The sequence below is a fragment of the Bradyrhizobium sp. UFLA06-06 genome (assembly GCF_054820065.1).
This window is the reverse complement of sequence record NZ_JADFUD010000001.1, coordinates 405289-415516: the sequence shown is the minus strand read 5'-3', so window position 1 is coordinate 415516 and position 10228 is coordinate 405289. Positions and strand designations below refer to the sequence as shown.

Sequence of the window (10228 nt, the reverse complement as noted above, 5' to 3'; positions counted from 1 at the left end):
CAACGCTTACCAATGTCAACGATATCCGCGCCGTGCTGATTGCAGCCGGCAAGCCGGGAATCAAGCCAGCAATGAGGTGACCCATGCGCCGTCATCGACGCGCCAAGATCGTCGCAACCGTCGGTCCCGCCAGCAGTTCCCCCGAGATGCTCGAGGCGCTGCTGCTGGCGGGCGTCGATACATTCCGCCTGAACTTCAGTCACGGAACGCAGAGCGATCACGCACGCATTCACGCGGCGATCCGGAAGTTGGAACAGGAGGTCGGCCGGCCGATCGGCATCCTGATGGACCTCCAGGGTCCGAAGATCCGCGTCGGCACCTTGCGCGATGGAAAGATCGCCGCAGTGGCCGGAGAGACCATTCGGTTCGTTTTGTCCGGATCGGAAGGTGACCGAACCGCAATTCCCCTCCCGCATCGGGAGATCTTTGCCGCCGTTGCCCCTGGCCATGACCTTCTGATCGACGACGGAAGGGTCCGCGTTCGCGTTACCGGGCTCGGTGACGATTTCATCGAAGCTAAGGTGATCGTCGGCGGCACGATCTCGAATCACAAGGGCGTCAATCTGCCGGGCACGGTCCTCGATCTTTCACCGCTGACCGCGAAGGATCGCCTCGATCTGGAGTTCGGCCTCAAACTTGGCGTGGATTGGGTTGCTCTGTCGTTCGTGCAGAAGCCCTCGGATATCATCGAGGCGAGAGGCCTCATCGGGGACCGCGCCGGTCTGATGGCCAAGATCGAGAAACCGGCAGCGCTCGAACGGATCGACGATATCATCCAGTTGTGCGACGCCATCATGGTTGCGCGAGGAGATCTCGGCGTCGAAATCCCGCATGAGGACGTGCCGGGGCGCCAGAAGGAGTTGGTGCGGGCCTGCCGTCTCGCGGTGAAGCCCGTGATCGTCGCCACGCAAATGCTCGACTCGATGGTCGCCGCCCCTACGCCGACGCGTGCGGAAGTCTCCGACGTTGCAACCGCGATCTATGATGGCGCAGACGCGGTGATGCTGTCGGCGGAGTCCGCGACAGGCCGATATCCGCGCGAGGCGGTCGAGATGATGGACCGCATCATCCGCAGCACCGAGCAACACAAGATGTACCGCTCGATCGTCGAGGCGACCCAGCCCGGCGAAGAGCAGACGCCACCGCATGCCGTGGCGACGGCAGCGGCCGATCTCGCCTCCGTCGTTCACGCCGCAGCCATCGTGGCCTACACCTCGAGCGGCACCACGGCCGCACGCGTCGCGCGCAAGCGGCCGAGCCGCCCGATCCTCGCCATCACCCCAAGCCGCGAAGTGTCCCGCCGCCTGTGCCTGCTTTGGGGCGCTCACAGCGTGCTTTCCGGCGACGTTCAGAGCTATGAGGAGATGGTCGAGCGCGCAACTGCATTCGCGCATGCAGAGCAGTTTGCATCGAGCCGCGATCTGCTGGTCGTTGTCGCCGGCATTCCCTTTGGACAAGCGGGAACGACCAACAATCTACGGGTCGTATCGCTGCCCTGAGAGAACCGTCGGCCCGAGCGATTGCATCATCAGCGCGCCGCGCGGCAGGGTGTGAGCGATGGCGCGCTCATCCCGATCGCCTAGGTCAGCATCGAGATGATCGACTGAAGCTGATCGGATGCTGACGTCACGAGCCCGTCGAACGATGTCTGGCCGTGAGCTGCGGCTCGCAGGATGCATTCTGCCACTGCGGCCTTGAGACCGAACACGGATTGATCCGCCGGGACGCTTGCCATGACCGCATCCAACGCATCGCGCATCGTCTGGATCAGTTCGGCGCTGTGCTTCATGGCTGTCCCTCCGCAGGCTCAAAATAAGCCGGCGGTGCGGGGTCGCCACTCACAAGCGCGCGATTCCAAATTTCCTTTTCTTAATGCAGTGACAGGTACGTGAACCGGCGAGCGCTAGAGGTCTCTCTCGGCAAGCTTGCGGAACGCATCGGGCACCGAATGAACCGCCTCCAGCGCGGCTGAACCATATCCGATCGCCTCCCAGCCAAAGCGATCGCGGATCTTGTCGATCGCACGGTCCGCCGCCCAGCGGGCCATCCCTGTCGGGCTTCCAGGGCGAAGCGCTTCGTCCGCCAGTCCGAGTGGAAGCTCCAGCGCAAGATCCCAATGCTCCTCGAGATGCGACACCGAGATCGCCAGCAGCGAGATGATCTTCTCGCCGGGATGGTCGGCAAGGGCGGCGCGCACCAGATTCTCGGCGAGCCGGGCCAGGACGATGGTCGTGCACACCGGCGCATCGAGCGTCATCGAGCGCGTCACCGACTTCAGGTCGGCGAAGCGGACGCGCACCGTCACGGTTCGTCCAGGCCGTGACTTCGCCCGAAGCCGCGTGGCGACGCGGTCGGCGAGATGAAGCAACGTTGGCCGGATGACCTGCTCGATCGCAGGCTTTCGGCCAAGTGCCGATTGTGCTCCTGCCGATCGCGCACGCCGGTGTGGCCTGAGCTGTCGCGGATCGCGATTCCAGGCCAGCGCGGCGAGTTTCTCGCCCGCTGCCGGACCGAGCAAATGCGTCAGCGACCGTTCCGACAATTTGGCGAGCTGACCGATCGTCGCAACGCCGATCGCGTCCAGCCGGGTCCTGGTGACCGGCCCTACCCCCCACATCAACTCAACCGGCAATTCGTGAAGGAAGCTTAGCTCGGCGTCGGGATCAACGACGACAAGCCCGTCGGGCTTTGCGACCTGCGAGGCGATCTTCGCCAGATGCTTGGTGCGGGCGACGCCGACCGAGATCGGAAGGCCGAGCTCGGTGCGCACGCGCCACCGGATCGACGCGGCTATTTCGGCAGGCGTTCCGAACAGGTGGGTACAGCCGGCAACATCCGCAAACGCCTCGTCGATCGAAATTCGCTCGACCAGCGGCGTGAAGTCGCCAATCACCTTGATGGCCGCGTCGCCCAGCCGCTGGTAATCGCTGAAATGGCCGCCGACGAAAACGAGTTGCGGGCACAGTTGGCGCGCTTCCCGCCCCGACATGCCGCCATGCACCCCGAAGGCCTTCGCCTCATAGGACGCCGCAAGCACAACCCCGCCCCCGACGGCGATCGGCTTGCCGCGCAGCGACGGCTCGAGCAGTTGCTCGACCGATGCGTAAAATGCATCCAGGTCCGCATGAAAGATGGTGGCTGCGGCTGCCATCTCGACCCGTTCATCCCTTGACCTGACCGAAGCCGCCCGTCTCCGGACGTGGAAATTGACAATAGAACAAAATAGGAACATTCTGGAATCGAGTCAATCCAGCACGCGTCGTCGCGGCCGCTGGCGCCGCGAACGGTCGTCAACGCGCGCCGCCACTACGCGCGCTTGCCGCGCGAGGGGATCTGCCGGCACTTCCTTCAGCCGGCTTCGCCCCATCGCCCCCGGTCTCGGCCCGCGGGAGATCGAAGTGGGAGTTGCTGCGAGGCATCGACGCAGGGCATATCGGCGGATCGTTCGAGATGCATGACGGCGGCTACTGCGATGGACGACCGCACGCAGCTTGCGCGTATTGCCGCACCGGCTCACTCATCAGCCGGCCGACTTTGCCGCGCAGGGCTTTTTCGGCTAGATATTTTGCAATGACCGACCAATCTCATCAGGTGGACTTCCAAGCTGCGGCCCACCTCTACAAATGGCCTTCGCTCAACAACTCGAGGCGAGAGGATCGCGCGCCCTATATGGTCGTCAACGGAACGCTCGACCAATGCATTCGGGATTTCATGGGCAAGCCCGAGAAGACGCGACATCTTTACGAGATCCGGACCAAGTCGCAGCCTCCCCTCGTCCCCGACGTGTTGTCACCCGAGCATGTGATCGAGCTCTCCAGGCTTCGCGAGTTTCTCTGAGGCGCGCAGCGAACGTGATCCCGACGCGTCTCGTTTGCGGAGCGACTTATCCATCTGTCGTAGGTCTGGTGCCGGATTGTTTGCCCCTTGGGGAGCCGGTACACTTTGACTCCCTGACTGACCGACGTCCGTGCCGGCATGATTGATCCGCTTCGACCCCGCTGAGGCCCGCACGTCGCCTGCACGGGAGGGGAACGGCCGCATGGCCGGTTGATGGGGCATCGCGAGGCGCCGCATGAGGTTCAATCTGGCGATCCTGAGTGTGCTGGCCGCAAGGCCCGGGGAGCGGATCGCGATCGACGAGGTCAGCCGCGAGGTCAAGCGCATGATCGCGGCCGGCGATGAGGCCACGCAGTCGAAGCGGCCGTCCGAGCTTGGCGACGCCGACGTCTTCCAATCGGGATGGGCATCGATCAACGATGCGGGCCTGCAGATCACCGATTCGGGGCTCTCGCTGTGGCGCTCGCTTGAAGCCTCCCGCATCGAACAAGGACTCAATGAACAGGAAACGGAACGATTGAACGCTGTTGCATCCGACACGCGCCATTCAGGTGCGGACACCGCGATCGACCGTCCCGACGGCGTTGATCTCGAGCTCCCCGGCATGGCGCCCGAGGACCGCGACGACCGCCAGCCATCTAGCGAGGGCCGTTCGACCACGGCTCCCGACATCCTCTCGGGCGACTCTCCGATCATCCCTGCGCCTGCATTCGGCTCGTTTCAAGACACGAACCGAACGGCTTCGCGGCTATCCGGTCTGGTCAGCTTGCTCGGCACGACCATGCCCAAATTCGCCGCCGCGCGGCGACGGCGATCCGCGGAGGATGTCCGGGATCGTCGTGCCGATCGTCGAGGCGGATTGACGGGGCTGGCGGTGGCGTGCCTCAGCCTGATCTCGGTCGTGGCTTGCGTTGCCGCCGCGATAGCACTTGGTCAGCTCACTTCGCTGAAGTCGGACATTGCCGCCTTGCGACGGGAAATCGCGCCGCTGAGGGAACGCCTCGCCAGACTCGAACAGGTCGAAGTCGCAAAACGCGATGCCGCCCAGCAGGAAGATGCGCAGAACAGGGCCGAGGCGGAGAAGAAGCTGACTGACGGCGCAGGCGAACAGGCCGCGCTCAGCCTCTCGCGTGAAGAGATTCAGTTGATAAGGGAGTACATCAAGGCAGCGCCTTCGGCCGGCGCAGCTGTCGCGCCGATCAACGTCGGCGATCCCATCACGGGCGGAATGATTCCGCTGCCTTCATCGCTGACGGAGAAGCTGCCGCGCCTTCTCGGCGCGAGATTTGCGACCCGCAACGGTGCCATCATCATCAGCACGCGAAGCAGCCGCCGCGTCGATGCCGTGCTGATGCCGAACTAGATCGTGGCGAGGTCAAGTCGCAGGAGCGAGCTGCCAAAATATCGAAAACAACCCCATGCAAAGGAGCCGGCGGACCCGGCAACTCGACGCGTTGGGCAAAATTGGGTATTATCATACCTCTAAAAATCGTGCAGAGGCTCGTGAACCGCTGTCAACCTACGGCTGATTATTCGGCGGACGCTCGATGAACTTCCGGCTGCCGTTGAGAAGCTCGAGGTTGTTGGCGATGACGGGGTTACCCGGATCGAGCGAATACGCCTTCTCGAACTTCCGCCGCGCGCCGCTCAGATTGCCGCGCAGCATGAGGGAGTAGCCCTGGTCGTTGAGGATCTGGACGGTCTCGCCGCCAAGCCGGATCGCCTGCGCATAGGCCTGATCGGCAAGATCGAAGCGGCGCAGCTTGTCATAGCTCGCCGCGAGGCCGACCCAGGCCGTCACGTCCTTCGGCGCCTTCTCGACCGCATCCTTGAAATAGCGCTGCGAGATTCCGTAATTGCCGCGGTTGTAGTGCTCGAGCCCCATCCGCACCGGTTCGTCGGAGGGATAGTATTTGACGTCGGTCGGCTCCTGCACGGGGTCGGGACCGGCTGGAGCGCCAGGCGCGACCACAGCGGCGTCACGCACAGTATATTCTTGCACCGTATCGCAAGCCGCCAATGCTGTGGTCAGTAAGGCGCTAGCCAGCCAAAAAGGAATGCGCCGCATAGCCACTAATCCCCGCCCCACTTACTACCGCTTAAAATACGATTCCACGCTAACACGGGTGGGGTTAGAGACGTGTTACCGGCTAGCCACATGCACCCGTCGAAATAGAAAACGCTCCTGACGCCCTGCCCTGGAAGACCCCAGCGTCCAGCGCGAAATGACTAACGTCGCGTCAAGGCTTGCTGGTACCGGTAGCAGCATCATTTTTATTAAGGTCGGCCGCCTACTGTGGCCACGCCGGTCCCCAAGTAGACGCTACCACCTGCGTCCACTGCTGCTGCCGTAGCGCCTGCAGTTCCCATTGGGGAGTGACCCAACCCTGGCAGGTCTCCTCCGAACGCCGGTAACGGATCGCGCGGCTGGTTGCCGGCACGATAGCGCGTTATAGCGCCATTGGTCTTCGCGGCCTGAGAGACGATCCGGCGATCGCCGACGTAGCTCGGCCAGGGATTGATCGTGTGGGTCACGGCATTGACTTGCTTCGCGTCCCCAGCACTTAAGGTGATGGTATCCGAACGCTGGAAATAACGATCCATTTCGTCATTGCCGGCCAAGCCATTACAAGCCCCGAGCGTGAAAACTGCGAGTAACGCCGTGCATGTCATATCGGTCGTCCTTCAGTTGAGCGTCTTGACTACGGGCTGGTCGGTTACAACCGCAGGTGGCGCAGATACCCGGACATCGGGGGCGATGATGTGCCCGTAGGGACCTTTGATGTCACCGCCGGAATTGACGTAGTCATTGTAGCGCTTTTTCACTTCCATCTGGCCGTTGAGGAAGAAGTCGACATCGTTTGCAGGCAGGCGGGAGTCCAGCGGCGACGCCAATTGCTGTCCAGGTGCCGCCGGCGCGACCAGACGCGGCGTCACGATGACCACCAGATCCGTCTCTTTCTGCTGATAAGATGCGCTTCGGAACAACGCACCAAGGACTGGCACCGAGCCGATCCAGGGCAGTTGCTGTACATCCTGTGCGTTGCGGGTCTGGAGCAGGCCGGCAATTGCAAAGCTCTGGCCGTCGCGCAATTCAACCGTGGTCCGAGCATTGCGGCTGCTTAGTGCTGGAATTGTCGTCCCCTGGATTGTCACCGCATTGGTGAAATCGAGCTCGCTGACCGACGGCTCAACCCGAAGGTTGATTACGCCGCGCGAGAGAACGGTGGGTACGAAGCCCAACTCGACGCCGAACTTCTTGAATTCGATGGTGACGGTGGGAAAGCCGTTCGTAGTGTTGGAAGCTACCGGCACCGGAAATTCACCACCCGCCAGGAAGCGCGCTGCATCGCCCGACAACGCCATCAGGTTGGGCTCGGCCAGGCTGCGCACCAGCCCTTTTGTCTCCAGCGCCTGCAGCAACAGATCGACCGAAGTGCCATTACTCGTTCTCAGCACATTCGTTAACAGGTTACCGAACGGGACTGCGCCACCGATCAGCCCTGACGCGGTGGATAGAACAGGAACGCCTTGAGGGGTCTGTGAGGCTACCGGTCTGCCAGCAGTGCCCGTATTTCCAACCTGCGTGAGGTTGCCGTTGCCGGCATAGAGGTTCATGCCCAGTTCGCGGCCGGCGGACCTCGCGACCTCGAGGAAGCGCACTTCCAGCATGACTTGCTGCGGCGCAGCCACGTTCATGGCGTTGACGACGATGCCGCCCTTCGGGACGGTGCCGGTGGCAATGGCCATGGCCTTCTCGGCGGCGACCGCATCGGCGGCCATTCCGCTCAGCACCACCTGCCCTTCGGAGGCGGACACGCGAATGCCGCGGGTGCCGGTGCTGGACTGGATGCTCTGCTGCAGAGAGCCGACGTCGATCGTGACCTCGACATCGAGGATGCCGATTTGCTTCATCGAGCTGTCGAACAGGATGACGTTGGTGGTGCCGGTCTTCTTGCCCTGGACGTAGATCAGGTGATCGCTCAGCGACTTCACGTCGACGATATCGGGCGAGCCCGCGACGATCGACGAGAACGCCGTATCGACCCTGAAGGTCCGCGACTTGTTGATCGTGACCTTGACGCGCTGGACGTCGCTCATCTCGCTGACGAACACGCCGCTGGAGGACGGCGCTCGCCGCTCCGTGGCAGCAGCAGGATCGGTGAAATGAAACAGGGCGATCGCAGCGCCAAACGCCATCGCGCTCAAGGCAACCAGCCCAAGTCCCGCATCGACCGAAACGCGACTTCCCATCATGCCAATCCCCTTCGCCGCGTCTCCGCGACGATCCCCGTAAACCTACGACCTCGGCGTCCCGATCACTCCCGTTCGTCCACCACGTCGTAGAGCTTACAGTCTGTCCGACTACAAATAGTTACTCGCAAAATTCTCATTCCCGGCGCACCGGGCACTCACCCGGGTCGCACGGCCGCTAATGGCGGCTCTGGGATCATCCCCTGCCATGCGCCTCGATTGCAAGGAAAGAGGTCCGCCAAGCCGCGGCAACGCCGGAGAAAACTGCCCGATGTTGCCAGCGCGCACCACTTCCGTAGCCCGCCCGGGCTATTCCCGGCCCGCCCAACGCGCCGAGCCGCCCTGGCAGCCGCCCAGGCCGCCGCCGCCGATCAGCCTCGTCGAATCGGGTTCTGCTCAGAACGGAATCGTGGTGGACGCGCTCGGCGCGTTCAATGACGTGCCCCAGATCGGCATGATCATGGCGAAGCCCGACTGGGACGCCGTCACCGTCAGCGCCGAGGCGCCCGCCGTCGTGGTCACGGTGGGCGTGAGACTGGCGCCATACAGGAAGGGAGCAACGGCCTGCTTCTGCGCATCCGTCAGATAGTCACTGGTACAGCTGGATGGTGAATTGGACGCCAGCACAGCGGGGGTGTAGCAGCTGATCATGTTCGCCCGGGCCCCGGCATCCGCAAGCAGGCGCAGCGACTGCATCGTGATCGCGTAGCGTCCGAAATCAAAGACGGCGAAGATCAGGGTGAACAAGGGCACGGCGATGAGGCAGAACTCGAGAGCCGCGACCCCGCGCTGGTCGAGCCGTTTCATCACTGCACCAAACGCACGGTTTGAACGTTGGGCTTTGCTGCCCCATCCGACGTACACTTGCTGTTGTCCAGGGTCGTATTGCCCTGGAAAGTCACCGCATAGGCTATGACCTGATAGCAGCCAGTTGCCGGGGAACTCGACGAGCTGTTGCCTCCGTATGTGACGGGGGCATTCGGGATATAGACCGTGCCATTGAAATAGCTGGTCGAAGTGCCACTGATGTTGACGCCTTGCTTCGTATAGCTCTCACCATCGTAGAGCAGAAGATCCTTCATCAGGGCCAACACCGATGCTGACAAGACCGACGGCCCCGTAGGCGACTTCATTGCCGTCAGCTGAATCGTGGGATTCCCCGTAAATTTGAGCGATGTACCACTTCCGAAAAATATCAAGGTGGCCGTTCCCGTGATGGTCGGATTGCCGTTGATAGTAATGTTCCCCGAAAAATAGTACGTGCCGTTTAATACAGTGGTGGGGCTGAACGACGGATTGGTATTGTAACAGCTGCATGTCTCATATGGCTGCGGTGCGGCGTTGTTGATGTTGTTCGCGAAATTTGACGTCTTCAACGCAGACAGCGCCGTGTTGACCGCACTCAGCGGATCAGGGATCGGTTGCTGATAGGTTTGCACGCCCGTGCATTGACTTCCGCCTGTCTGGGAGCAACCGCCGACCGTGTAGCTCGGCGCATTCACCGAGATACCCGAATTGCCGATGAAGCCGATCGCGTTCGACGCGCTGCTGTCCGACGAAATACCGCACGTTGCCGACGATACCGTAGCGCTACCCTGGAAGGTGACGGGGTCCTTCAACGCCAGCACGCATGGAGGTTTCGCCAAGCTATCGAGCTTGGCGACCGCCGTCGCGGCGATCGTAACCGTCGACAAGCCAAGCACCTGAGCCAAATATCCCGGCTGCTGCTGGCTGATGGTGGCCTGAACGTACGTCCCCGCTACCCCGTTCCAGGTCGTCAGCGAGGCGACCTGGACGGTCCGCGTGACGCCGCTGGTCGCCACACATCTGGAGCCGGGATAGGCGGTGTCGCCGGCATTGCAGAACGTGTTCTGGGCCGCCGCCTGCTTGCCGCGGTAATCATATGTCTGGGTGTTGTTACAGGTCGTGCCCGGCTGCGGGGCGCTGTCGCACGCGAGCCGCAAGGCGCCGGCGTAGGCCGCCGCATCAGCCGCACCCTGGGCGCGTTGCTGGGTGACATACCAGGATCCGGCTTCACCGCCGAGCGCCATCATTCCGATCAACGGGATCAACGCAATCACGGTTGCGAACGCGGCCGAGCCGCGACGGCAATGGAGCATGTTGCGCATGGAACACC

The 10228-nt window shown here is 62.6% G+C and carries 9 protein-coding genes; 3 read left to right on the top strand and 6 right to left on the bottom strand.

Translation table 11 applies throughout. The annotated features are described in order from the left end of the window. Positions 1-83 precede the first annotated feature (83 nt). On the top strand, positions 84-1499 hold the full coding sequence (gene pyk, locus IF803_RS01795) for a pyruvate kinase (protein ID WP_461191053.1): 1416 nt from the start codon (positions 84-86) through the stop codon (positions 1497-1499). Between the two features lie 80 nt (positions 1500-1579). On the opposite strand, the gene IF803_RS01790 is transcribed toward pyk, so the two are convergent. Further along, a complete protein-coding gene (locus tag IF803_RS01790) occupies positions 1580-1789 on the bottom strand; it encodes a hypothetical protein (RefSeq protein WP_092084574.1) in 210 nt (69 codons plus the stop codon). A gap of 114 nt (positions 1790-1903) precedes the next feature. After that, positions 1904-3151, bottom strand: coding sequence for a DNA polymerase IV (gene dinB, locus IF803_RS01785; protein ID WP_461191052.1), 1248 nt, complete (start codon positions 3149-3151; stop codon positions 1904-1906). 254 nt (positions 3152-3405) lie between these two features. Here dinB and IF803_RS01780 point away from each other — a divergent pair, with 254 nt between their 5' ends. Both IF803_RS01780 and IF803_RS01775 read left to right on the top strand, forming a co-directional pair. Then, positions 3406-3837 (top strand): hypothetical protein, encoded by a 432-nt coding sequence (locus IF803_RS01780; protein ID WP_461191051.1) that lies wholly within the window; start codon positions 3406-3408, stop codon positions 3835-3837. A gap of 262 nt (positions 3838-4099) precedes the next feature. After that, positions 4100-5200: a hypothetical protein gene (locus tag IF803_RS01775; RefSeq protein ID WP_461191050.1), complete on the top strand. Its 1101-nt coding sequence runs from the start codon at positions 4100-4102 to the stop codon at positions 5198-5200. A gap of 156 nt (positions 5201-5356) precedes the next feature. Here the strand turns inward: IF803_RS01775 and IF803_RS01770 are convergent, their stop codons facing one another. From IF803_RS01770 to IF803_RS01755, 4 genes are all read right to left on the bottom strand, one after another. After that, complete coding sequence (locus IF803_RS01770; RefSeq protein WP_304499615.1) at positions 5357-5824, bottom strand: tetratricopeptide repeat protein; 468 nt, start codon at positions 5822-5824, stop codon at positions 5357-5359. A 698-nt stretch (positions 5825-6522) separates the two neighbouring features. Then, positions 6523-8094 (bottom strand): type II and III secretion system protein family protein, encoded by a 1572-nt coding sequence (locus IF803_RS01765; RefSeq protein ID WP_461191049.1) that lies wholly within the window; start codon positions 8092-8094, stop codon positions 6523-6525. A 393-nt stretch (positions 8095-8487) separates the two neighbouring features. Continuing rightward, positions 8488-8898, bottom strand: a complete 411-nt coding sequence (locus IF803_RS01760) for a TadE/TadG family type IV pilus assembly protein (RefSeq protein ID WP_461191048.1) — start codon at positions 8896-8898, stop codon at positions 8488-8490. Continuing rightward, positions 8898-10220, bottom strand: a complete 1323-nt coding sequence (locus tag IF803_RS01755; RefSeq protein WP_461191047.1) for a pilus assembly protein TadG-related protein — start codon at positions 10218-10220, stop codon at positions 8898-8900. Before IF803_RS01755 ends, IF803_RS01760 begins: the two co-directional genes overlap by 1 nt. Positions 10221-10228: the final 8 nt, after the last annotated feature.

Excerpts from the sequence above, each read along its gene's own strand:
- pyk (WP_461191053.1), top strand. The coding sequence starts at position 84 with ATGCGCCGTCATCGACGCGCCAAGATCGTCGCAACCGTCGGTCCCGCC.
- IF803_RS01790 (WP_092084574.1), bottom strand. The coding sequence starts at position 1,789 with ATGAAGCACAGCGCCGAACTGATCCAGACGATGCGCGATGCGTTGGAT.
- dinB (WP_461191052.1), bottom strand. The coding sequence starts at position 3,151 with ATGGCAGCCGCAGCCACCATCTTTCATGCGGACCTGGATGCATTTTAC.
- IF803_RS01765 (WP_461191049.1), bottom strand. The coding sequence starts at position 8,094 with ATGATGGGAAGTCGCGTTTCGGTCGATGCGGGACTTGGGCTGGTTGCC.
- IF803_RS01760 (WP_461191048.1), bottom strand. The coding sequence starts at position 8,898 with ATGAAACGGCTCGACCAGCGCGGGGTCGCGGCTCTCGAGTTCTGCCTC.
- IF803_RS01755 (WP_461191047.1), bottom strand. The coding sequence starts at position 10,220 with ATGCGCAACATGCTCCATTGCCGTCGCGGCTCGGCCGCGTTCGCAACC.